Genomic DNA, 26,485 nt, shown 5'->3' with positions numbered 1-26,485 from the left:
AGCCGCTTTATTGTTCAGCCTCAGCAAAATGACGTGGTAATACCGGAATGATATCGGATTCCTCGGAATCGACACGATTGGATTCATCTATCCAGCTTCCCAGCCCGGCCACCGTTGGCTCCTGAAAAAAGACCTGAATCGGTACATCTATGGCCAGCTGGTCTTTAATTTTAGCAATGACACTCATCAGCATCAGCGAATCTCCATTTTCAAAAAAGTCCTGGTGTATGCTAATTTCCTCATGCCCCAGTACCTCGCCCCAAATCTGACCTAGCTGCCGTTCTGTTTTCGAATACGCATCTCCATCACGGCCGATCAAGGTCACTTGAATGTGAGAGTTCATGTGCACTCCAGTGTCCGTAGCCTCCGACTTGGGCTGTAGCGTACGAAACAGCTCTTCCTCGAAGGAGACAAATTTAGCACCCAGCTTCACATTTCGCTGGATCATATCGTTCAGTGCCTCATTAGAGGTAATGAACTGCTTCAGCTCTTGATAGGACTCCAGCAGATGACTGTAGGCTTCAGACTCTTGATCGTTGTGTCCCTGCGCTTGCTCTGTAATTTCCTTTGTTAAGTCTGGGGAAAAGCGAACCTTGAGCAGCGTCAACACTTGAGCCAGCTCCTGGCTGCGAATGTTGGCAATGACCGTTTGGGTCAGTTTATATTGCAAAAGCCGATCAAACAGCTTGCCATAGTCCTCCGACGAAATCGGCTGAGATAACATCCGTTGATCCATCAGCTCGTCCGATGTAGCCCCCATCTCCAGATGCGACCAGTTGATCGCCATCATCTCCATGCCACGACGGCTCTGATAGTGGGCATACTGATCCAGAAATGCATTTGCAGCAGCGTAGCTACCCAAGCCTACACCTCCCAGCTGCGAAGCCACTGACGAGAAAAGAATCCAGAAGTCCAGCGTTTGATCCTTAGTCACCTCGTTTAACACCCATGTTCCTATTACCTTGGCTCCCATGGTTCGCTGGAACCCCGCTGCATCCATCTGCTCCAGACGAATTTCCTCCAAATGCATCGCGGCATTCATGACCCCATGAATCGGGCCATAACGTGCATGCACATCATCCACGACCTTCTTCATTGCATCCAGATCCGTGATATCTGCCGCATAGTAGCTCACCTCGGAGCCGAGCTTTTCAATCTCCAACAGTCCACGGATTTTCTTCGTAATTTCAGAGGTATCCAGCCCCGCAGCTCGTTCCTGCCAGCTTTCCCGGTCCGGAAGCACAGTACGGTTCACCAGCACGAGCTTAACCTTCGCCTGCCGGGCAAGATAGCGGCAGGTTTCCAGTCCAACTGAACCGGCTCCCCCGGCAATCAGATAGACGCCACCCTCACGGATTGTAATCTTCCGATGTGGATGAGCTGTAAGCTGCATCCGTTCCAGCTGCTGCGTATACCGCTGACCGCTTCGCCATGCTGAACTTTGATCTGCTTCGTCCCGATCCAATTCCAGCATGATTTCCTGAGCAATGTCGGAATTGTCACGTCCGATCGTTTCTACATCCATACAGCTACAACGATGCTGACTATATTCCTGCGAGATGACCTTCATCAATCCCCACAGAGGCGCTTTTTCCGGGAACACATATGTATCCTCCGCTACGACCAGCTGTGCGTAGTTCGAGACGACTTTGATTTCCAACAGGCGATGAATCGAGCTTGCCTGAACAGCCTTCATCAAATAAAAAAGACTTAAAGCCCCTTGCTCCTGACTTTCATTCAAATCATCGAGTTGTCGCATGCGACTGCGAATTTCGGTGCAGGTCCACAAGTGGACGATACCGGAAAGCTCTGCTCCCCCTCGCGTCTCAACCTCGGTCACGGCTGCAAGCAGCCTGTTATAATCCTCCGCATAGCCGGGACGAATCTGATAATGGCTCGGATCTATGGCAGCATAATCAGATGCAGCCTCTACGATAATAGGTGTGAGTCCTTGATCCTTCATAAACTCGCTTAGTGAAGCAGCTACGCCTTCTTCATCCGCCAGAATAAGCCATGACTTGCTGGTAACCGACCGTTCTTGGGAGGCAGAAGCCGTCAACGGACTGGCTACCCAATTCAGTTCATAGAACCACTGGTCAACCTGCTTCTCCGGTACCGATCTCAAGGCTGGGGAATCTGTTTTATGCTCCATCGCATGCTCCGGGATATAATCCACCCAATGTCGCTTGCCTGCAAATGGATATACAGGTAAAGGAACACGATGTCTTTGATCCAAATCATGCAGAGCTGTCCAATTGATCTCGCTACCTTGCATATATTCATCCACAACCCGATCTAGGCTGGTGTCAGGCTGTACCTTGAAGCTTTTCTCCTCACGGGTCGTTAGGCGGGTATAATATATCCCCTCTCCCGCTAAAGCTGGACGTGCAGCTTCATCTGCATTTGCAAATCGCTCCAGCCCTTCCCTTAACTCTTCAAGACTTGTAGCTACAATCGCAAGCCGATAAGCATAGTGCCCCCGTCCCTGATTGCTTGTAAAACAAATATCTGGCAGCGCATGAGCCGTGCGATCCAAAAACGTACGATAACGGTCAACCAAAGCATCAAAGGAAGCTTTACTCTTGGCAGACAACGTAAATACATACGGTACGTTTTCTCCACTGGCGGACTGGCTCTGCTCGTCCTGCTCATATTCCTCCAATATGACATGACAGTTAGTTCCTGCTAGACCAAAAGCACTTACTCCTGCCCGCCGTGGCACTCCTGCCTCCGTCTCCCATGGAACCAACTCTGTATTCACATACACAGGCGATTCAATGAAATTAATGTGCGGATTCGGCTCGTTAAAATGGAGGGTTGCCGGAATCTCCTTCTTTTGCAATAACAGCACTGTTTTGATTAGACCTGCAATACCGGCTGCGGTGTCCAGATGACCTATGTTCGTTTTCACCGCGCCCAAGGCACAAAAATGCCGCTTGTCCGTGTAGCTGCGGAAGGCGTTGGTAATGCCTTCAATCTCAATTGGGTCACCTAGACGAGTTCCTGTACCGTGAGCCTCAATGTAGGTTACCGTTTCCGGAGAGATACCCGCATTACGCCAAGCTTCCTTCATTAGCTCCGTCTGAGCCAAGGCACTTGGCGCGGTAATGCCGTTGGACTTTCCGTCCGAATTCATGGAGCTGCCTTTAATGACAGCGTAGATATGGTCCCGATCCTTTTTAGCCTTTTCCAGCGTCTTCAGTACGATGACCCCGAATCCCTCGCCCCATACCGTCCCATTCGCTGCGGCATCGAAGGTGCGCGCAACAGAGTCGGGAGAAGCAATGCCGATATCGACCAGCCCTTCATCTACAGGAAACAGGGTCAGGTTCAGCCCGCCGGCTACAGCCATGTCACAATCGCCAGTAATCAGTCCTTTGACCGCATGATGCACAGCAGCCAAAGATGCCGAGCAGGCGGTATCAATCAGATGGCTGCCGCTGGCGAGATTCAGCAAGTAGGCCACCCGACTGGCTACGACTGAAATGGTATTGCCGGGTAAGGCATACGGCTCCATGTTCTGAATCAGTTGCAAGTAATCGGCATCCGTATCCCCTACGTATACCCCGGTTCGTGAGCCGTACAATTCCTTTTCGGCATAGCCGGCATCCTCCAGTGCTTCCCAGGTAACTTCAAGGAAAATGCGCTGCAAAGGGTCCATACACCGGGCTTCTGCGGGAGTAATGTTAAAATATTCCGCATCAAAACGATCAATATGGTCCAAATAAGCTCCTCTGCGATACTTGATCTCCGGCGCATATCGTTTACCTTTAAAATAGTCCCGAATAGGCCGGTCCACATCAGCCTTGCGGCTTTCCGGGAAGTCCCTCACGGCATCCATGCCGTTCACGAGATTATCCCAAAACTCATCCGTTCCATTTGCTCCCGGAAAACGACAGGCCATCCCAACAACGGCAATATCATCAACCTTCACCGTTTTGGCCTCATTTTCGAATAGCTCTTTTAGCATCGGCAGAGCTTCTATCTTGGAGAGATGTTTTGCAGCAACCTGAGCTAGCAAATACTTCTGAACCCGTTTCATATGTTATCCCTCCTTCAGATGGTCCAGCGCCCGTATAGACTCGCTTACATCCAGTGAGCCATCTTCAATTTGATCGAGCAGACTCATAAGATCCTGATCCAGCTGCTCGTCATCCTTGGACTGATTTTCAAAGTGATTCATATACGCTGCAATCGTAGGATAGGAAAACAGCTCGGCTACTGTTGCCTCACTGCCCAGTGCGTGCTTCATCTTTCGATGAAGCCGAACAATCGAGATGGAATTGCCGCCGATTTCAAAAAAGCTGTCATGGATGCCGACGTCCTCCGGGCTTATATTTAAAATTCCGGCCCAGATTTTCGTCAGCATATGCTCTCTTTCATTGCGAGGCGCCACATATGCGGTTGAACGGTGAACTCGGCCCTCCGGCTGTGGCAGATTTTTGCGATCAATCTTCCCGTTCGGAGTTAACGGCATCTCCAGCAGTTCCATGAAAAATCCCGGAATCATATACTCAGGTAATATTTCACGCAAGTGTGTTGTCAGATCATCCACTTCGAGCCCTTTTTCCAGCGAAGTAAAATAACATAAGAGATTGGTTACACCAAACTCATCCGTTTGGGCAATCACAGCGGTTTCCTTGATCCCTGGAAAAACGGATACGGCCCGCTCCACTTCTTTGAGTTCTACGCGATACCCCCGCACCTGTACCTGATCATCCTTGCGGCCGCTATACTCTAGAATGCCATCCGGCCGTAACAGGCCCAAATCACCTGTACGATATAGCCTTTCTCCTGTTTTGGGATGCTGAGTAAAAGCCTTGGCAGTTGCCTCTGCCTTATTCCAGTACCCCTCCGTCAGACCAATCCCGCCGATGCATATTTCGCCTTTGACCTCAAAGGGGCACAACTGCCCCTCCTTGTCCAAAATATAAACATGCGTGTTCGCAAGGGGCCTTCCCAACGGAATGCTCAATTCTCCCTCTGCCGGAGATGCGTCAATCAGGTAACAGGTTGCATAAATAGCCGACTCGGTCATACCGTAAATGTTGGCAATCTTGGCTTGCTGGAATGTGCTATACCAGTCCCGCACCCCATTGACGAGTAAGGCTTCGCCTCCATTGAATACCCATTTAAGTTCCGGTAGCGGATGATCCGTCTCTTCGGTCGGAACCGCATCCAGAAAGAGACTCATCTGGGCCGGAACGAACTGGGTTATGGTAATCTTGTCATCCCGTAGCTGTTCATATAGCCGTTGAGGATCTTTGACCGCATCCGAGCTGAATATAGACAGCTTGGCTCCGTATATCAGAGGCCAGAAGAATTCCCATACCGAATCGGTAAAACTGGCAGAAGTCTTCTGTGCAATCACATCTTCTGCGGTCAAACAAAAGGTATCCTGCAACCAAAAGAGCGTATTCAGCACAGCTTTATGCGTCATCATGACTCCTTTGGGATCTCCCGTAGAGCCTGAGGTGTAAATCAAATACGCAAGATCATTTTCACCGGCAGGACACGCCCATGAGCCCTGCTCCTGGCGCTCCCAATCCGACCGCTGATACACCGTCAGACGATCTGCTCGCATCTTCGTTTCGTCAAGACAAACAACCGTCGTCATGCTCTCCGGCAAATCTCCCAGCATCGTTTGCAGCTTGGCAGACTCGGTGATCAGCACACCGCAAGAACTGTCGCGCAGCATATATTGAATCCGCTTTTTCGGGTAGTCCGGGTCAATAGGCACGTAAGCTGCACCTGCTTTTAATACGCCGAAAACAGCCACTAAAAGCTCAATTCCCCGTTCCGCTACCACTGCTACCCGCTGGTTAGGCCGCACACCTGCTGCGTGCAGCAGGCGTGCCATTCGGTTCGCTTGTTCCTCCAATTGGGCATACGTAATGGAGGAGCCGTATTCATAAATAGCGGTTTGCTGTGGTGTGATTGCGACCTGACGGGCAAACAAATCAGGAATCGTAACATGATCGTCATAAAGTTTTGCAGTCTGATTCATCTCCGCAATGACGCGTTCCTCTTCTGCCGATAGAATTTCAAATGCATCAAAATCCAGATCCATAGGGTCTACTCCCGAACCGGAATTGCAGCAGATACAGCCGATTGACCTACCAAGCTGTTTGTGAAAAAGTCCACTAAGCGATCTATGCCTTCGTTGTATCGCGTTGTAGAGTAGGACAGGCGCAGCATTTTCGGCAATCCAAAATCAGAACCTGGCACAGTCGCCACTTGTTTGGCTCTCATAATTTGTTCAGCCAGCTCCAAACTCGTTTCGATGCCGTGCTCGTCCATGTACTTTTCACAATCGAGTGTGAAGTAAAAGCTACCTTGTGCAGGGATAGCACGTACGAGCGGAACCTCATTGAATCGCTCCACCGTATAATCCCGTCTTGCTTTATACAGGCTGACCAGCTGCTCAATCTCTTCGGGATGTGCCAATGCTTCCAGTGCGCCAAATTGCACGACAGGGTCGGCTGTCAGCAATGTATGATGCTGTATGACCGTGAGCGGTGTGACTAGCTCGTCAGGAACGATACAGTAGCCCACGCGCCGACTGTACATCCGGTACCCTTTGGAGAAAGCATTCGTTGTAATAAAGGCTGATTTGGTATCCTTCAGCTCCAGTACCGAAGTGCTTCGTTCATCAAAGCAAACATTGGCATAAATCTCATCATTAATGACCACTGCCTGACCGTTGATAATTTCATCAATGGCATACAGCTCGTCTTTCGTTAAGATGTTGCCTAGCGGATTACCAGGCGAATTAATGACTACAATTCTGGTTTTATCCGTGAAATTTTCCTTAAAGGAATCCAGATCCAGTGCCAACGTCTCCAAATTGATATCATAGTAGCGAACATTCGCCCCTACCAATTGGGCGCAAAAATGATACAGAGAATAGTACGGACGCGGTAAAAGAACCTCATCCCCCTCTTTTGCCAGCAAATAAAACAGATTTCGGAATAAGGCGCTGGTGCCTACATTAATCAGGATATTGTTAGGGTTAATGTCCAGATCATATGTTTTCTTGTATTCCTCCGCGAGCGCTTCCTTTAATTCCGGCAAGCCCGGCGGAAATACAAGCGAGCTTTTTTCAAAGGTGTCCAACGCATCCTTCATCGACTGAATGATATCCTCATGCAAAGGTAGCTCGGATTTTCCCAAGGTCATTCGAATGACCTCTTTGGAGCCGTTTTTCTCAAATTCATAAGCCATTTGATCCAGAACGAACATTAAAAACCGATTGTCATAAAATTCAATAGATGATCTTAATTCCATTTGTAATTGCCTCCTTTGAATGAACCGCACGTTAATGGGATACCTTAGACAGGTTGGACACACTACTAGCAATGGTCTTGATTATTTTGTGATACCTTTCCAGCATAGAGTGGACATAGGAAGATTCCAGCAAAGCGGTATTCCACCTCAGGGAACAGGTCAGTCCGGTTGTTGATTTCACGACTGACAGTTGCAGTGCTGCTGGCTCTGAGGGGTATACACGCAATCCCACTTCCCCTCCCTCGGGTAAAGATCTCGTTCCATCCTCTGTGCAAAAGACGACGTTATAACGTGATGAACCCTCCCTCCCGCTCTTCAACTCATTAGGGTCCAGCAGCAAATGAAACGGATATAAAACAGCTTGAAGCGCAGCTTGATGTTTGTCCTTCACTTTTTCTAGCAAAGGATTAAACGACGAAAGCCCCTCCATCAAAACTCTGACTGGCACAGGATGCTGGATACATAAAGGTACTCCGCTGCCCTGAACTGGATGTCCTTCGGGATGCATGACATAGATCAAAAGCTCCTCCGCATGCGTTAATTGCCGCAGCAGCAGGAAATAACAGGCGAATAGAACGTCCGTAACAGAACCTTCATGACTGGAGGCAAAAGCTTTTAGAGCTTCAGTCTCCTCTGTGGCGAGAGGCACTTCAATAGAAGTCCACTCGGGTGTTACAAAAGCTTCTTCCCCGCGTTTGAACGGCAATCCGATCGGAGGAAGCGGCTTTTGCAGTGCCTCAGTCCAATACGCCTTTTGAGGCTCCAAATATCCTTCCTGCAGCAACCGTTGTTGCCAATAAGTAAAATCAATCTGCGAGATGGACTGAAATATGTGGGCTGTATCCACTGCCGAATCCGTAACAGCAGCGGAATAGCGAATAAACAGTTGTTCCAGCCAACCTTTCAGATCGAGGCACTCCGTTAGTAATGGATGAACGGCGACGATCAATTGGCATCGTTCGTTGCTGTCACAACCCAAGCGTATCCGGTACAGCGGACCTTGTCGTAACTCGAACGGGTTCCGATACTCCACAGCCACACGGTGTTCCGCCCAAGAAGCTGCATCCCCCTCTATTACATCTGTAAATTTGTAATCCAACGGAAGACACGCCTGCACCTGCTGAGTCGGCCCGGCTGTCTCTTCCCTAAAGGTTGTTCTGAGCGTGCTGTGTTCGGCTTGCAGTTCTTCCAGCACTCTGGCAAATAACGTTTGATCCACCTTGCCTTTCCACGTTGCATGAACGATCACATTATTAGTTGATCCTCGATGTCGCCATATCTGCTTTTGATAAAAAGACAAAGGGTGCTGCTCAGCCTCCGGTGCCGGGCAGATCGCAGGAAGCGCAAAAGTAGAGTCCTTTCCCTGCCGTTTCTGTTTCATCTTCTCCGCTTCCTCAGGTGAAAAAATCCGGTACTCCGCTAAAGCTTGCTCAGGCTGGTCCACAATCTGGTCGATCAGGCTGAGCAAATGTCCTGCCAGCGCAGTGATCGTCTGTTCGTGAAACAAACGGGAGTAATACTCAAAGGTACATTTCAGTTCCCCTTGCATTCCCTGAAAAATGTCGAGCTTTAAATCCATGGTTGAACTGTGCTTGGCCCAGTCCACCATGTTCAGCGTTAAATCTCCCATCGTAAATTGGGTTTTCTGCATCCCCTGATTATGTAAAATAAGCATGGTGTCAAAAATAGGGTTGCGTGAAAGATCGCGCTTCTGATCCAGATGCTCCACCATTTTTTCAAATGGATAATCCTGATGATCATACGCGGCTATGGTGCGATGAGCCACCTCCTTTAAGAAGTCCGTAAAGCGCCGCTCACCCGCTGGAGTATTACGAATAGGCAAGTAGTTGGTAAAAAGTCCTATCGTATGCTCTACACCCGCATAACGTCTGCCAGCAATGAGGGAGCCTACAATGACATCCTCCTGCCCTGTGTATTGATAAAGCAGCACATTGTATACAGCAAGAAGCGTCATATACAGCGTAGCGCCATGCTCCTGTCCCATCGCTCGCAAGCGTTCAGCGACCACTTTGTCAATCGTGAACGAGTACACCCCCCCTTCAAAAGTCATCACAGGCGGCCGGGGATAGTCACTGGGCATTTTCAGAACAGGCAATCCTGACTCCAGTCCTTCCGTTAACGTCCTCAGCCAAAATTGCTCCTGTTGCAGCATCTGCTCACTTTGCAGAAAAGCATTTTGCCATACCGCATAGTCCTTATATTGGATACGCAGCGGCGGCAGGTTCTGCCCGGCATAAAGACTGGTAAATTCCCGAATGAGGATCTCCATGGAAACGCCATCCGAAACAATATGATGCATATCAAACATCAGCAAATGCTTGTCCTCTTCATCACATTCCTCCGTTAATCGCAGCAAGCGTATCCGAAGTAAAGGAGCCTCTCCCAGGGAAAACGGCTGGACAAATTCCTCCATCAGCTTTTGTACATCTGCTCCCTTTGGAGCCACACCCAGCGATATAGCAAGCTCAGCCTGCGGAAGAACACTTTGCACAATTTCATCCTCCGCAACATCAAACACCGTCCGAAAGGATTCATGGCGACGAATGATCGCAGCAAAAGCAGCTTTAAAGCGTTCCACATCCAAGCGTCCCGTGATCGTAGCCGCTCCGGGCATGTTGTAACTCAAATTGCCTTCTGCCAGCTGCTTCAAAATAAACTGACGGCGCTGCGCATTGGATACGGGATAAAATGCTTGTGGAGACACAGGTTCAATGGACTGGTAATCCGATTTTTTTTCACCTGAAATAAGCTGGGCAAGCTCACGAATGCAGGGATGCCCAAACAAATCAACCAATGTAATTCGTGTATGGAATACCTGGCTTATGGCAGTAATCAGATCTGTTGCCAACAGAGAGTCCCCGCCAAGTTCGAAGAAATCCGCATCCACAGACAGCTCGTCAATGCCTAAAATTCGGCCCCAGATACGTGCCAGCCTGTCTTCTGTTTCCGTCGGAACATACCCGTCACCAAAGGAAACGCGTGCTTCGCTATAAGCTGACACCTGTTCATCGCGTTTGCTGCTTCTACGTTGGATCGGCGGCTCCACCCAATATCGTTGCTTCTCCCAAGCGTATGCAGGCAAGGGTACTTTGACACACCCACCTGCCGGATAATCCTCCGCCCAGCGCCTGTTCTCCCCGGCAACATATCGCCGGGCAATCATCGGGGCATCATCTGTATCCAGCGCCATTTCTACCAGGGACTCGCTGCACATGGAACAGAAAATCCCCTGCTGCTCCAGCCCTGTTCCATCCTGACGAACAAAAGCATCATAGGCCTGTTTGAGCTTTGTCCAAAGGCTGCGTCGATCCGTGACCGGAATCGCCAGCCGATAAGCATGATGCTCTCTGCCCGTATTCAGGACGTAACAGATATTTTCCAAAGGCGGAATATCGTCATTCTCCAAAAAATCAATATATCGGGCAGTCAATCTTCGCAGTGAATCCTCACTGTATGCCGAAAGGGTAAATACACGCTCCCCACCGCAGGGTAGATCGGAGGACGAAGAAAGGGAGGGCCTGCTTCCCTGATAATCCTCCAGTACCACGTGACAATTTGTACCGCTTAATCCCCATGAACTGATACCTGCCCTCAGCGGAATTCCATCCTCACTTCGCCATTCGGTTAGCTTCGTATGGATATAGACCGGAGAACTATGCAAGTTCATCAACGGATTAGGATAAGCAAAATGCAGGGTGGGTGGAAGCTGCTTATGCTGTAAAGCCATGATCATTTTGATTAATCCTGCCATGCCTGAAGCGGAATCAAGATGACCGATATTGCTTTTGACCGAGCCGATACCGCAAAATTGTCTGTTTTGCGTATACCTGCGAAAGGCATTCGTAATCCCCTTAATTTCAATCGGATCTCCAATTTTGGTCCCCGTTCCATGGGCCTCGATGTAAGAGATCGTGGAAGGGTCAATGCCCGCACGCTTCCACGCCTCTACAATCACTTCTTCCTGAGCTCGGGCATTCGGGGAGGCCAATCCGTTGGAGGCACCATCCTGATTGATGGCACTTGCTTTAATCACGGAGTAAATATAATCGTGATCCCTCTCGGCTTGCTCCAGTGGCTTGATCAGAACAACACCACAACCTTCGCCCCATCCCGTACCGTCGGCATCCGCGTCGAAGCTGCGTGATTGTCCTTGCGGAGAAGTAATCCCCAGCCCGCCCGGCTCCATCCTGGTGGGTAACGCACCAATGGCTACCCCACCCACCAAAGCCATGCTGCAATCTCCAGCGCGTAATCCCTCACATGCAAGATGCAAGGCAACCAGGGAAGACGAGCAGGCGGTGGCTACACTCATTGCAGGACCGGACAGATTCAGCGCATAAGCGAGACGGCTTGCGATAACTGGCGGGAAATTCCCGACAAAGGCGGTGGACGACTCGCTTTCGATCAGCTCCTTGTATCGCGCTTCACTATAGCCGACATATACCCCCACTCGTGAGCCACGAATGCGTTCACCACCATACCCTGCATCCTCAATGGCCTCATAACCGGTTTCCATGAACATACGCTGCTGCGGGTCCATGTATTTGGCTTCACCCGGAAGAATATTAAAAAATGCCGCGTCAAACGTATCAACTTCCTCCAAATAGCCTGCCGGCATATATGGCCCTTGATTCTCCTCATCCAAAAAGGGACGAATCTGCTCCAAACGTGAGCTTGGAAACGTTCGTATCCCATTCAAACCGTTGACCAGATTACTCCAATATTGTTCCTTGTTATCTGCTTGCGGGAACCGTCCGGCTACGCCGATAATGGCTATATCCCTGTTGCGGTTTATTCCATCGTGGGCTGCGGACGATGAAGCAGTTTTGAGCCGAACCTGATATTGCTTGATCAGAGAATACGCATGCTCTTCGGATAATTCCTGTTTGGCTACAAGCTGCAAAATGGCTTCAACAAACGTATCCCTCATATGCTTTCATATCCTTTCATAGCTTCATCCACTGAAATAGCGTCCTCCTTTACACGCTTGATCAGGCTTCGTAAATCCTCGTCCGCGCCGGAAACTTCGACCTGTAAGTGCGGTGCTACGTCCGTCACTTCTCTTGTGCTGGCGGCATGCCTGTTTTCCATAAATTGCGCCAGCTGTGCAACTGTACCGTACGAGAACAAATCCCCAGCCTCCACTTCGGGATCAATCCGTTCATTCAGAAGACTCAGCACTTTCAAAATAAGCAAGGAATCCCCGCCGATTTCAAAAAAATGTTGACCTACATCAATTTCCTCGTATCCCAGCACCTCTGCCCATATTTGAGCGATCTGCTGTTCCAGCTCTGTGTAAGGCTCTGTTGTTTTCCCTTTCAGACTGACCTTCACATCTGTCACCAAACGGTTAGGCTCGACAGATGGCAGAGCTCCTGCTTCCTTGGTGGATTTAGCTACAGCTCGGCGTCGACTCGTCAACATATCCGGCGCAAGCTGAATTTTCATCATCGGCGCCCATTCACGCAACTTCTGTGTATCAAACTTGCCGATGGCCACCTGATCCAGCGGATAAGACAAGCTCATGCGGAAAGCAGCCAGCGCATCTGATACAGGCATATAGTCCATGCACCCTGGTCCAGTGAGTCCCTCCCACGCATACCAGTTGATCGCAAGCGTCGTTTGCCCCTGCATGTTACGCTGTGCGCTGAAGGCATCCATAAACGCATTGGCAGCCGCATAATCTCCACCGCCAGCTCCGCCCCATAGCGAGGCTACCGAGGAGTATAGAACAAAGAAATCTGTCTCTTGTTCCGCCATAAGCTTATCCAATACCAGCGTTCCGTGAATTTTGGGGCGAAGCACCTTGCGAAAATCACCCAAATTCTGAATCTTCAGCGGACGACTGGTGTCGCCGCTAGCTGCCGCACAATGAACAACTCCCTTAACGGGGCCATAACGAGCTTGTACATCGTCAAAAATGTGTTGCATCTGCCTATAATCAGCCACATCTCCCGCGTAATAATGCACCTTTGAGCCGTGTTTTTCCATGTCTGCAAAGGCCGAAAGCTTACGGTAAATTACGGTATCAGCCTTCCTTTGCACCGGATCATTTATGATGTGTGACCATTGCGATTTTTCCGGCAGCTCCGTTCGGTTCAGGATGACTAGATGGATCGGAGCTTGCTCGGATAAATACCGGCTAACCTCCAGTCCTAATCCCCCTGCGCCTCCAGTCACGATATATACGGCACCCGGACGAACGGTGATGGAACGCCGGGGTGGAATACCCGGATGATTCCGATTATCTGGAGTGCTTACCGTATCCGATTCGAGACGAGACATACCTTGGATGTAACGCTCCTGACGGATGACAACGAATGAATCCGTTTTGTTTTCTTGCAGCTCGGTCATGATCAGATCCGCCACTTGCTCGTTGGTGTGGTGGAGCGTTTCGACATCCAGTCCGAAGCATTGCAATTGTGGATGCTCCTGAGAAATAACTTTGACCAAACCGTGAATCGCCGCTTTTTCAGGTGATACTTGTTGCTCGTCCGATATCCGCTGGGTAAAGTTCGAAACCACCCGCAAGTCCAGCGTTTCATGCAGACCCTGATGAAGTAATGCTTTAGTCAGAAAATAAAGACTATAGACACCTGACTCCAAACCTGCATCCACTGTTTCAATGTTCACTTGGGTTGACGGGGTGGCTGTGCAGGTCCAGAGATGAACGATACCGTTCAAGCGCTGATTACGTTGTCCCAGTTCATTCATGAGTTGAATATAATCTGCTTCTACACCCGGCTGGATGGTGTACTGATGATCGTTCCGTTTTTCAAACCTTTGCCCAGCCTCTACAGTCACCACATGATGACCGGAGCGCGTCAAGCGTTGCACCAGTTCCTCACCAATCCCCAGCTTGTCTTGGAAGATTAACCAGTTTCCTTGAGCTAGCACGCCTTCTCTTGTCTTCTTCAGTTCTTTTTTAATCCACAGAACACGGTACATTAAATCTTCAACCCTGCTCACTTGTTCTTGCTCGCTCATTCGACCGATAATCAGCGCGGTTTCAGCCTCGGCACGGTTTGGCAAATGCATAGGAAAGGTTCGTACCTCCGTGAATCGCTCCTCCTTCAACAACTGCCCCCATGTTTCCGTCGGAACCAGCGGAGAATCCTTCCGTATGTCCTGATCCTCGAACAGCCACCATCCCTCCGTCATGCCCCAGACGAGATTTTCCGCAGGCTCGTTCTGCACTTTTTCGATCATAAACAGGGCTCCACCGGGAGCAAGCACCTTTTTCAACTGGGACAAGGACGTTCGCAAATGGCTCGTGGCATGAACTACATTCAGGCCAATAATGATATCAAACTGTTCTGGCGCAAAGCCTTGTGCCAAAGGATCTTCTTCAATATTAAAAGTCTGATATCGAACAAACGGGTAGGCTGCAAACTGCTTTTGCGCTTCCAAAATGATGCCCCGGCCCAAATCGGTGTAGCAATACTCGACTTGACGATTTGCTATGGCTGGGAAAAGAACCTTGCCCACCGTTCCCGAGCCAGCCCCGACTTCCAGAATGCGGAGCCGTTTTCCCGCTTGCGCTAAAATATGCTGCTTTAATGCGTCCAGCGCCATCGTCTCACACAGATCGCCCAGCGTACGTCCCTGATTGGCAAAGCCCGCCAGGAATTGCGATGTACCATCGGGAAACAGCACACTCAGGGGTGACCTTTTCCCGGTCAGCACAGCCGGATAGGCGTCCAGACAATACTTCAACACCTTGAATGTTCCCGTAAATGCCGGATATTGTTCCACGTATTGGTTACATAAGGCCGACAGATCGGGAGCTAACCCTTCAAGGGTTAGCGTGATATTATCACCGTCAATGCAGATGTAGCCCTGTTCTTCTACGAAACGCAGCATGAACCGAAATAGACGCTGATATGTGGAAGTAATCCCTATCGTATGCAACATTTCTGACTCTTTATATACTTTTCCGGGTTCCGTGAGCGTCCCCCATTGTCTGAATAATCCGATAATAAGCTGGGCCGCAAATTCATCAACCGCCTTTTTATAGCCCTGTACTACCGCATAGCCGCTCTCTTCCAATAACCGTTCACCAAATTGGAAAACCGCCTCGGTAGCCTGCCAGAAGTCAGGAGCTTCCTCCTGCGTGTCAGGGGTCAATTCCGCACTGTTTCGTACATGCGGTGGTTGCTGAACTTTGGGTTCAACCCAGTAGCGCTTCTCTTCAAACGGGTAGCCTGGAAGAGGGACTCGCACCCGGTTTTGTCCGTGATAATAGTCCTCCCACTCCAGCTCCCTTCCTTGCATATACGCCTTTGCCATATGCTCCAGCGATTCCGCAGGCTGTACCCTATACGGCTCAGGGCTGTTCCCTGTTTTTGCTGTCGTATTTACGTATATTCGTTCGCGATCCGGTAATGCCGAAGCTGCATCATGATCGCTCTGCTCCACGAACAGCATGAGCTTACGCCGTAATTCTTCCTGCGAGTTGACGACGGTAGCCAAACGGCAGGTGTCGTTTCCACGGCTGATATTGGTACAGTAACAAATGTCTGCCAAAGCTTCGTTGGTATTTCCCAGATAAGCTGCAAACCTGTCGGCATAAGCGTAGAGCGCTTGTTCAGTCCGAGCTGACAAGGTGAATACATATTCCTCGCCCAGAGAAGGAACTTCTCTTTGGATCGCATATTCCTCCAGCACAACATGGCAGTTCGTTCCGCTCAAGCCAAAGGAGCTTACCCCCGCACGACGAATTCCGCAGTCTGGCGTCCATTCCTGAAGTGACCGAGCAAAATAAACCGGAGAATTTGCAAAATCAATATGTGGGTTAGGCACTTTAAAATGAAGGGATGCCGGAATCTCACGCTTGGTGATGGCCAGCACTGCTTTTATAAACCCGGCAATCCCTGCCGCTGAATCCAGATGCCCGATATTGCTTTTGACGGAGCCTACCGCACAGAACTGCTTACGATCTGTATACCGTCCAAAAGCCCGTGTAATGCCCTCCATTTCAATAGGATCACCTAGCTTGGTGCCTGTTCCGTGCGTTTCGATATAAGAAACCGTCTGCGGATCAATCTCCGCACGCTTCCAGGCCTCTTCAATCACTTCAGCCTGCGCTGCCGCATTGGGAGCTGTGATCCCGTTGGAGCGACCATCCGAGTTAGCTGCGCTTCCTTTGATTACTGCGTAAATATAATCACCATCAGCCACCGCCTGCTCCAGTGACTTCAGTACAACAGCGCCAACCCCTTCGCCACCGCCTGTACCATCTGCCGATGCGTCGTACGCCTTCGTCTTTCCATCAGGTGAGGCGATTCCCATATTGAAGAGATTTTCATCCACCATCGACAGATACAGATTGACACCACCAGCTACAGCCATTTCACAACCGCCGGACGTTATCTCCTGTACCGCATGATGCACGGCGATGAGTGAAGAGGAACAGGCTGTATCAACAACCTCCGCCGGGCCTGTCCAATTGAAGGCATAAGCAATCCGTCCGGCAATCACAGCCTGCAAATTCCCCGGAATTGCGGAAGGCTCTACCTGTGGCATAAGGTCCACATATTGCGGTGTGCCTGTCCCTACGAACACTCCTGTCTTCGAGCCATACACCTCTTTTTCCGAGTATCCCGCATTCACCATCGCTTCCCATACAACCTGCAACAGTAGACGCTGCTGCGGGTCCATCATCCGTGCTTCATTAGGGGATATTTGAAAAAACGATGCATCAAAGCCATCAATTCGATCCAGATATGCCCCTTGCGGCAACGATCTTGACTGCCCGACTACATCATCTGAACTCTGAGCAATATCCTGTAACCGATGGGCCGGAATGTTGCGGACGGCATCCACCTCGCGACACAGATTGTCCCAGAAGTCATCGCAATTGTCCGCCATAGGGAAACGGCAAGCCATGCCAATCACAGCAACATCACCGTTTCGCCCCTTGCTTCCAAGCTCAGGTCTGTGGGTATGTAGTCGTTTTGTTTCCGTTTTGCGAAGGGCTTCGGTAGGTTGCTCTACACCGCCGAACTGAATGATTTTAGCCTGCATGGCGATCGTATGATGTGTAAAGAGCTGCGGAATCGTCAGCTGAACTTTCAGCAGATGGTGGATTCTGCTTTGCAGTCGCACGATAGACAACGAATTTCCACCTGCTTCAAAAAAACTTTCCTCCACACTAACGACAGGTACGACCAGCAGCTTCTTCCAGATCTCCGCCAGCTGTTCTTCCAGCTCATTACGTGGTGCCACATATGCACGGGTTTCGGTAATTACAATCTGGTGCAGAGGCAACGCTTTTTTATCCACCTTGCCGTTCACTGTGACGGGCATGGACTCCAAGCAGACGATATGAGTCGGGACCATATAGCCCGGTACATGCTGCTTCAAGTACGACTGGACATCGCTCGTTCCGACCGGAGATTCTTGCCTGGCTCCCGATTTTTTCAAGGTATAAAAGGCAGCAAGATCCTCGGTTCGTTCCTCTGATCCATGCGGAATGACCACGGCTTCTTTGATGGACGGATGACTTCTGAGAACAGACTCAATCTCCCCCAGCTCCACACGCATCCCCCGGATCTTAACCTGATCATCGGACCTGCCGACAAACTCCAGATTGCCGTCAGACAGCCATCTCACCAGATCGCCTGTTTTATACATCCGTTCTGTTTCGGTCCCAAACGGATTCGGCACAAAGCGTTCTGCCGTCAAGCGTGGATTGTATAAGTATCCGCGCGCCAGTCCAGCGCCAGCGATGAACAGCTCTCCAGTAGCTCCGAAGGGCAGCAAGCGTTGCTGTGGATCCAGAACGTATACCTGATAATTCAGCAGAGGCTTACCTATGGGTAATGTTGCTCGCTGCTCTACAGGCAGGCATTCATACAGAGTTGTATTAATAGCCGCTTCCGTCGGGCCGTAAATGTTGAGCAGCTTGTCTATGTTCAGCTTATCGCGTAATTGCTGTACCAGCTCGCCGCTGCAAACCTCACCTGCCACCATGATAAAAGCAAAGTGATGTTCGATATCTGTCACCTGTTCCAACAGCACTTCCATCAGTGAAGGTACGGTATTCAACACGTTAATCCGTTCCTTCCGTACCAGTCCCCAAAAGGCGCTTGGATCGGTTTTGGCTTCTTTTGGAATCAGATACAGTGTCCCGCCTGTAGCTAACGGTAAAAAAATCTGCTGCACAGAGGGATCGAATGTGAACGGAGCCATCAAAACATGTCTCAACTGTTCATGGAAGTCATAGATGCGTTTCAGTCCAGCCAATTGATTGACAATATGACGATGCTCTATCACCACCCCTTTGGGCGCTCCCGTCGAGCCTGATGTGTATATGACATACGCTGTATGATCAGGTCTACCCTCAAACGGTAGATTGGACGGCTCACCCGCATATAATGCAGGATTGGATAGATCGAGCACTGTTCCTTGAAAAGCATGGGTATCCACATGCTGTGGAGGTGAGATCAACAACTCCATCCGACTATCCGTTAAAAGCTGCTGTACCCGCTCTACTGGAAACGTCGGATCTATCGGACAATACGCCGCTCCAGCCTTTAATACCGCTAAGATGGCAATGATGACCTCCGTCGTCGACTCAGCCATGATGCCCACGATATCATCCGATCCCACTCCGTGACGTTGTAAAGTACGGGCCAACTGATTTGCCTTCGCATTTAGCTCTCTATAGCTAATGCGATACCCTGCCTCGACCACAGCAGCTTGTTCAGGCGTTGTCATCACCTGTTCTTCGAACAATTGATGCAGCAAGGTCACACCCGGCAGCTCTACAGCCGTCTGGTTTAATCCATGTACCAGAAGCTCTCGTTGCTGTGGAGCCAGCATATTTGCCGCATCATCCTCCAGAGAGACCGCCGATTTCTCAGGCCATTGAGCCAGAACATACAGCAAATTTGCAGCAAAGGATTGGACTAGGGACAACGAATACACCTCAGGCCGATAAACCAGTTGCAGCATTCGACCTTCTTCGTTTGGTACAAGCTTGATCATCAGATCGAACCGATCCAGGTCCTCAGTCACCGTTTGTAATCCCTCATCCACACATGCCAGTTGCCACAGTTCTTGCAGTTCTCTCCCGTGAAGAGATGTCCATTTGTTATAGAGAAGGGGCACAGAAACATCCTGATGATTCATCGTTCGAGAAAACTCGGCCTTCATGTCTTCGTTAAGCTCACGCCAGGTTCGGCTTTCCTGAACCCGCGGCTTGAGAAAAAGCACATTTCCCCGCTTGGGTTCGGACTGTATAAGCGTCGTCGTGCCGATACAAATATCCTCTGACTGCGAATAGCGATAGACCAGCCCTGACAGCGCCGTCAGGAACAAAATAAAACGTCCCAATTCCGAGCCCTTCGACATTTGATCCAATTGACGAATCGTTTCCCTGGGAATAACCATTTCGAGCGTTTCCTTGCGAGCCTCCAGCTGATGGTTAGACTTGCTTCTGCTTGCAGGCAGTAACTCCCTCGGCAGGTCTTGAGACCATTTTTCCATCCAATATTCTTCAATGATCCGGCCTTTCAAATGTGTACTTTTGTCCATACACACTCCCCTCTCTGTCAACCGTTCCAGGCCTTCATGAGCTGACGAATCTACCATATCTTCCAGTTGATAATCTCAATGAATCACTTAATTAATTCACTATTCAAAATGCTCAGTCTTTCCTCAAAAGGAGGATGCACGTGATTCAGTTCCTTCTTCCATTCAGCCTTGCAGCTGCAATCCAGATGGTCCAGAACGCTCGGATCAAGAGTGTGATTATACTCCTTCAACGCCTCCATTACTCGATCACTGCAATGCGGACAATTGTAAGGCACCCCGACAGGAGAAGGATAGAATTGGAACAAACCGACGATGATCTTACCCAAATGCGCCGTCCGTTTTACCACCTCAACGATGCTCCAGAGCCATGCCGGTTTATAGGCGCCCTGGTCACTTAAATATTGCACAAGTGTATAATCCTGTACGGTACAGCTTTCCAGTGAAACGGTCGTCGTACCGAGCTCAAAAGCATGCTCAATCGTTTGTACGGCATGTTCGATAGCCTCTTGTTCCGTAATAAAGGGCGGCTTCAGCAACACATAGCTACGTAAATTCAGCTCCTGGGTCACCAAGCGGGCGGCCTTATCAAATTGCTTTAAGGAAAAGCCTTTGTTTATGCATACATACCGCAAAAAGTCGTCAATCATTTCGAGCCCCATGGCGACTTCCACATGCTTATCCGGTAAAAGGCGCTTAATTTCCGCCATATTTTCTTTCGTTACAAATTCGGGTCTGGTTTCGATGACCAGCATTTTGATCTCAGGCTTTTCTCCAACCATGCGTATGATTTCCCACAGCGCTTCAGCCGGAACTTCATTGTCGTTGAGAATGGAGCCGTTATTATACAGATTGAGTAAAGGATATTTGCTAAAATCAATCCGCTTAAATTCCTCACTAAATTGCTCCAAATAATAATGGGCAGAGAGAGGGCCGTCTTTACGTGTTTGCTTGGCCAAATGACCGCACATGGTGCAGCCATTTCCGTTTTTCAAGGCCCACTCACATCCGTTAGACATTAAATACATGACTGCGCGTTGATAGTTTTTTCCCTGAAAGTTTTCCTCACGAATATCCGTTTCTGTCGCTACTTTGTCCAAATGATACTGTTCATCTGGAATTTTAGCGTGAATCTCCTTCATTAGATTGGCGATGAGTCGGTAATAGTGGGCGGTTTCTTTCGTGGTCATCCATTGATAGGAATCCATTTGTTCCCAAGCTTTCGGCTTCTTCATCTTCATACACTCCTTTTCAAAGTATCCGGGCTATAGTCAAATTCAATCGCCCAAACCTCTTCCAGTCTCTTTTCCATCTCCGTCAAGGAGTGAATATTCTGAATGGCATAATCTCTTTCTGTAACGATCAGCCTGAGCAAAGCAACATAACGTTCACATAACAGTTCAATCGCGGACGGCTCATATTTTGAGGGCTGATACATGATTTGGATGGCAGTTTGCTCCATTTGATGAATGCTCACCAGAAGTGAATAATCCGTTACGCTATGGCCAGAAAAGGATTCCAAGGTCAATTCACTCTGTCGATTGATCTCCAGCGGATAATTTTCAATCACAAGCAACGTATCAAAAAGACGCTCTGTGCTTCTGAAATTGCCGTAAGACTGTATATCCACAAGCGGTGTTGTTTCGTAGGGCTGTCTCGCTACGCTGGCTTGCTGAATATCGAGCAAGGCTTGTTGCAGCGTATCTCCATTGCCTGACTGTAACCGTACAGGAACCGTGTTCATCAAAAGCCCCACTACCCGTTCAATTCCAGGCAGGCTGCTAGAGCGACCAGATACCGTCGTGCCGAAAAGCACATCCTGACGTCTGCTGACCTTTTGCAGCAGAATACCCCAGGCCGCTGTAAAAAGGGTACCTACTGTCACGGATTCTTCCTTCGCAACAGCTTCAAGCCCCCTCACCAGCTCCGATTGCAAAACATACGATTCGCAAGCCGTATCGCTTATTTCTGAGCTAGAAATTGTATCGGGTAAACACAGGGGCTGAACCTCATATCCAGTCAGGTAAGCTTGCCAAAATGCCTTGCTTCCGCTTCTATCCTGCGTACCAAGCCATTTCACGTACTCTCCAAAACGCGGCTTGGCTAATCGTTCTGGCTCCCGGCCTGCACGCAGCGCATCATATGCCCGGATAAACTCACCCAGCACAATGCCATTACTCCAGCCATCCATCACAATATGGTGGTTGCTGACCATCATGATATGACGATCATGCGCCAGCCTAAACACCGTAATCCGCAGTAGGGGGCCCTCGGACAGGTCAAATCCTACAGCACGGTCTGCCTCGCGCAGCTCCTGTAGTACCGTCTCTTGCTCCACCTCTTCCATTTCTATGAGGTCATGGAAAGTGAAAGATAGGACGCGTCCTTTCAGGACAATCTGAACCGGGTTCTGGATCTTTTCCCAGCGGAATACGCTTCTCAGCACTTCATGCTGTTGAATCGTCCATTTCCACGCCTCACAGCAGACAGATAGATCAAGCTGACCCTGCAGCGTATAGCTGTATTGCTCAAAATAAGCTCCTGTATTCTTGTCCCGTAAATAGTGGTAGAGCATTCCTTCCTGCATGGGAGTCAAACCAATGACATCCTCCACACGTGTTTTGTTCAATGGACGGTGGCTCATGGTTTCTCTCCCCCTTACAATTGAATGATGGTGCCAATCCCATACGCGAACAGTCCCTCTTGCGGGTGACGAATAAACGGCTCTCGACAGCCCGTTGGATCTACAAATTCCTCAAAGGAGGGATAACTTTGTTTCACTTCATCCCAGAAAACGCCAACATCATAACCTCTTCCCCACGTTTCAGGCCGCATGCTGATATCATGAAAAGCAATCATGCCGCCCGGTGCCACCAGCTCTTGATACATACGAAAATCCGAACTCACACCACCGTAGGAATGATCTCCATCAATAAATAGAAGGTCAATCTGCCGGTCTCCTAGAACCTTTTTCAAGTCCTGTTTGGTGGAGCAGTGAAATGAACGGTCTCGAATAAAAGAAAACTGCTGTCCCGTGCTGCCAAAGCTGGAGTAGAGCTGTACCTCACTGTCATCCTGACCCCCTCCATACGGTCCACCCGGATAATCAATACTGACGAGCAACGCGTCTGGATCGGCCAGTTGACTCAGGCAATAAAACACACCGCCGCTGGCTGTCCCGATCTCAACGACTGTTTTAGGCTTTTGGCCTTTCACGACCTCCAGAAAACGACGCAGCTCATAGGGATTCTGAATGGCTGGAAAAACAGGTACATGCTCGGCGACACGCTCCAAAATAGCTCTTAACCGGATAGATTGCGGACTGGTCACGTCTTCTTGAAGATTTTCCGGGGAAAGCAGTTCGAATAACTCGGGCACGATGACCTTAGCCAAGAGTCCTTCCACATCAGGTTCATCTTCTCCGTCCAGTAGCCATGCTTCTGGCAGCCGAGGAAGCTTGTCCTCAGGATTTTCGCCTTTTTCAATGGCTGCTTTGAGAAGATTTGCCTGTTCCCGTGTTAGCTTCACATACCCAGGCTTCCATGCATGAATGAGTATAAAATCCCCCTTTACCTTGATGTGATCCAAGCCAAACTTGTGCACCCATGGCAGATCGTTGTATCGCTTTTGCAGATAATAATTTAGGGGGCCTGTCGGGAGAATGCGTAAATGCTCCAATCTGTTGCTCATGCTCTCACCTCGTTCTCGTCGTAATCCATTCCTAAGTTACGTAAAAAAGATCCGGTATGGGAGTGCTCACAGGTCGCAACCTGCTCAGGCGTTCCAGCTGCCACTAGCTGTCCACCTCGGGTGCCCCCTTCAGGGCCAAGGTCTATCACATAATCTGCTGTTTTGATCAGATGCAGGTTATGTTCAATGATGAGTACGGTGTTGCCCTCATCCACGAGCTGTTGAAGGATAGTTAGCAGTCGCTGAATGTCGTCGGGATGCAAGCCTGTGGTCGGTTCATCCAAAATGTACAACAGGCTGCGCCCTTTTTTTAACTGACTTAGCTCCTCTACCAGCTTAATACGCTGGGCTTCCCCGCCAGATAATGTCGTGGCAGACTGACCCAGCTTCATATAACCAAGACCCAATTCGTTCATGAGCTTCAACTTGCCGTAAATATCCGGTTGGTCAGCGAAGAAAACAGCAGCTTCTTCAATGCTCATCTCCAATACATCCGCGATATTCTTCTCGTGATATGTAATTGCCAGTATATCCTCGCTGTAGCGTCTGCCCCGGCACGTTTCGCAAACCATTTCAACGTCAGACATAAACTGCATTTCAGTGACGATCACCCCGAGTCCTGAACAAACTTCACAGCGTCCACCCGGTGAATTGAAGCTAAAATGTGCACTCTTTCGTTGGAGTTGCTTAGCTATTTCTGTCCTGGCAAACAGCTTTCGAATGGCGTCAAACACCCCCACATAAGTAGCCGGAGTGGATCGCGATGTCCGTCCAATTGGCTTCTGATCGATACAGATCACCTGATCAATCGACGCTTCTCCTTTCAGCTCTACATCGTGCTTCAGATATGCAGATTTACCATCCAGGCGAGAACGTAATTTCTCATATATAACGTTATGAACTAGCGTGGTTTTCCCTGATCCAGAGACCCCTGTAACACAAACCAAACAACCCAGTGGAATACGAATATTCAGGTTTTGCAGATTATTCTCCCTGGCTCCCAGCACCTCAAGATATTTCCCGTCACAGGCCTTTCTTCGTTGGGTGGGAACAGGAATACCTTGCTTGCCGCTCAAATATTGTCCTGTCAAAGACTTCGAATTGCTCATGACTTCTTCCACCGTACCCTGTGCTACAATTTCACCGCCGAGCAATCCTGCGCCAGGCCCAATATCAACAAGATAATCCGCTTGGGCCATAATCTCCTCATCATGTTCGACGACCAAGATGGTATTTCCCAAATCCCGTAGTCTGTGAAGCATAGCTATCATTTTCCCGGTATCCTTCGGGTGTAATCCAACACTGGGTTCATCCAAAATGTAGATCATGCCCATCAGCCCAGAGCTTAATTGGGTCGTCAAGCGTACGCGCTGTGATTCACCACCCGAGAGCAGGGTCACCGGACGGTTCAGATTTAAATAGTCCAGTCCCATATCCAGCAGCAGCGTCAAACGAGTCTTGATTTCCTGTAAAATGGGCTGGGCCACAGCCGCAAGACTCTCGAAAACTTGAGGTGCCATTCGCAGTAGTTCATCACAGCCTGCATACAGCTCAACCAACGGCATGTTCGAAAAATCGCGGATCGTTTTGTCCCCCACACGATATAGCAGTCGTTCTGCCTTCAAACGTGCTCCTCCGCAGCTCGGACATACTTGTTCCCGCATCACTTCCTTGTCTTCCGCTTTCATGGCGCTCATTTCATCCTTGGCATTAGCGTTAAAGCGCTCATAAATAAGATTCACAATACCTGCAAATCTTTCGTGCATCAGCTTGCCACCTGTAGCAGGATTCTTAATTGCAATCTTTTCCCCTTGAGTACCGTATAGCACAGCGTATAACGCCTCATCTGGCAGATCCTTTACCGCCGTGCTCAGTTCAAAATGATATCGGGTCGCTAGTCCCTCCAAAATTTTTCGATTTTTATGAAATTTCTCTTGCTCACATTGCCAGCCAAGTAGCTGAATCGCTCCTTCAGCTAGACTTTTGGATCGATCAGGAATCACACGTTCCAGATCTACTTCATAATGAGTGCCCAGTCCTGTACAAGTCGGACAAGCACCCAAAGGACTATTCGACGAGAAAGCCCCTGCCGAAATTTCACTCGCCACCATACCACAACAGGAGCAGCCAAAATTCAGATTACATACGAATCGTTTATCAACCACAGGTCGAATTTGAATCCAGCCATCTCCTAAATCCAGTGCTTTATCCACCATAGCTTGAATATCTTTGCGTTGCTCCACGGAAGCTGAAATCGTAATTCTGCCAACCAGTACCTCCAGCTGACTGTCTCCTTTTCCTAGACGTACGGCCTGTGGAGACCTACCGGAAAACAAAGCTTCTGCTTGCTCTATATCCAGCATTTTTTGATTCCAGCTTAATTGGGTGTAGCCTTTTTTTTGTATTTCCTTCAGCAACGCGACAGGCCCTTCATGTGGCATGGAAAGGATCGGCGCATAGATTTCTATTGAAGCATCAGGTGAGCATTGGAGTACCTGCTCCGTGATTTTTTTCCTTGTCTGCACAGGCAGTGCTTCCTGACAGTAGGGACAAACCGCCCGACTTGTTCGTGAAAACAACAACCGGACAAAAGAGGAGATTTCGGTCAATGTACCCACGGTTGACCTCGGGTTGCGCGAGACCGTCTTTTGCTCCATCGCAATTGCCGGAGACAACCCTTCGATCAAGTCCACATCCGCCTCTTCCGTTTTTCGCAAACCCATTCGTTCATATGCGGACAGCGACTCCATTAAGCGTCGTCGCCCTTCCGCATATAGTGTATTGAAGACAAGCGATGATTTACCCGAGCCGCTAACTCCCGTGAAAACAACCAGTTGATCTCGCGGAATCCGCAAGGAGATATTTTTCAGGTTGTGCTGTCTTGCACCTTTGACAACAATGTAGTTTTGCATGCTAAGCCCACACTTTTTCATAAATTTTAATGGATTGG

General features: G+C 49.4%; 9 protein-coding genes. All 9 read right to left on the bottom strand.

What is annotated here, in order from left to right; all coding sequences use genetic code 11:
• Positions 1–7 precede the first annotated feature (7 nt).
• The gene (locus NSQ58_RS19750; protein WP_341058085.1) at positions 8–4,042 is read right to left on the bottom strand and encodes an SDR family NAD(P)-dependent oxidoreductase; all 4,035 of its coding nucleotides are present in this window, start codon (positions 4,040–4,042) and stop codon (positions 8–10) included.
• A gap of 3 nt (positions 4,043–4,045) precedes the next feature.
• Positions 4,046–6,070: a non-ribosomal peptide synthetase gene (locus NSQ58_RS19745; RefSeq protein WP_076295018.1), complete on the bottom strand. Its 2,025-nt coding sequence runs from the start codon at positions 6,068–6,070 to the stop codon at positions 4,046–4,048.
• A 5-nt stretch (positions 6,071–6,075) separates the two neighbouring features.
• Positions 6,076–7,287: a pyridoxal phosphate-dependent aminotransferase gene (locus tag NSQ58_RS19740; protein WP_028543127.1), complete on the bottom strand. Its 1,212-nt coding sequence runs from the start codon at positions 7,285–7,287 to the stop codon at positions 6,076–6,078.
• A 31-nt stretch (positions 7,288–7,318) separates the two neighbouring features.
• Positions 7,319–12,238 carry a condensation domain-containing protein gene (locus tag NSQ58_RS19735; RefSeq protein ID WP_341058083.1) on the bottom strand — a complete coding sequence of 1,640 codons (4,920 nt, stop codon included), beginning with the start codon at positions 12,236–12,238 and terminating at the stop codon, positions 7,319–7,321.
• Positions 12,235–19,848, bottom strand: a complete 7,614-nt coding sequence (locus tag NSQ58_RS19730) for an amino acid adenylation domain-containing protein (protein WP_341058082.1) — start codon at positions 19,846–19,848, stop codon at positions 12,235–12,237. Before NSQ58_RS19730 ends, NSQ58_RS19735 begins: the two co-directional genes overlap by 4 nt.
• Before the next feature lie 83 nt (positions 19,849–19,931).
• A complete protein-coding gene (locus tag NSQ58_RS19725; protein ID WP_028543130.1) occupies positions 19,932–21,080 on the bottom strand; it encodes an archaeosine biosynthesis radical SAM protein RaSEA in 1,149 nt (382 codons plus the stop codon).
• 2 nt (positions 21,081–21,082) lie between these two features.
• Positions 21,083–22,489, bottom strand: a complete 1,407-nt coding sequence (locus tag NSQ58_RS19720) for a condensation domain-containing protein (RefSeq protein ID WP_075153876.1) — start codon at positions 22,487–22,489, stop codon at positions 21,083–21,085.
• A 14-nt stretch (positions 22,490–22,503) separates the two neighbouring features.
• Positions 22,504–23,535: a class I SAM-dependent methyltransferase gene (locus tag NSQ58_RS19715; RefSeq protein WP_028543132.1), complete on the bottom strand. Its 1,032-nt coding sequence runs from the start codon at positions 23,533–23,535 to the stop codon at positions 22,504–22,506.
• Positions 23,532–26,447: an excinuclease ABC subunit UvrA gene (gene uvrA, locus NSQ58_RS19710; protein ID WP_341058080.1), complete on the bottom strand. Its 2,916-nt coding sequence runs from the start codon at positions 26,445–26,447 to the stop codon at positions 23,532–23,534. The genes NSQ58_RS19715 and uvrA overlap by 4 nt, the downstream gene beginning before the upstream one ends.
• Positions 26,448–26,485 lie beyond the last annotated feature (38 nt).

Source organism: Paenibacillus sp. FSL M7-0134, assembly GCF_038007865.1.
GTDB lineage: Bacteria > Bacillota > Bacilli > Paenibacillales > Paenibacillaceae > Paenibacillus > Paenibacillus polymyxa_B.
This window is presented reverse-complemented; position numbering and strand designations above follow the sequence as displayed.

Bases quoted from the DNA above. Each gene is read 5' to 3' on its own strand.
- NSQ58_RS19750 (WP_341058085.1), bottom strand. From the start codon at position 4,042: ATGAAACGGGTTCAGAAGTATTTGCTAGCTCAGGTTGCTGCAAAACAT.
- NSQ58_RS19745 (WP_076295018.1), bottom strand. From the start codon at position 6,070: ATGGATCTGGATTTTGATGCATTTGAAATTCTATCGGCAGAAGAGGAA.
- NSQ58_RS19740 (WP_028543127.1), bottom strand. From the start codon at position 7,287: ATGGAATTAAGATCATCTATTGAATTTTATGACAATCGGTTTTTAATG.
- NSQ58_RS19735 (WP_341058083.1), bottom strand. From the start codon at position 12,238: ATGAGGGATACGTTTGTTGAAGCCATTTTGCAGCTTGTAGCCAAACAG.
- NSQ58_RS19730 (WP_341058082.1), bottom strand. From the start codon at position 19,848: ATGGACAAAAGTACACATTTGAAAGGCCGGATCATTGAAGAATATTGG.
- NSQ58_RS19725 (WP_028543130.1), bottom strand. From the start codon at position 21,080: ATGAAGAAGCCGAAAGCTTGGGAACAAATGGATTCCTATCAATGGATG.
- NSQ58_RS19720 (WP_075153876.1), bottom strand. From the start codon at position 22,489: ATGAGCCACCGTCCATTGAACAAAACACGTGTGGAGGATGTCATTGGT.
- NSQ58_RS19715 (WP_028543132.1), bottom strand. From the start codon at position 23,535: ATGAGCAACAGATTGGAGCATTTACGCATTCTCCCGACAGGCCCCCTA.
- uvrA (WP_341058080.1), bottom strand. From the start codon at position 26,447: ATGCAAAACTACATTGTTGTCAAAGGTGCAAGACAGCACAACCTGAAA.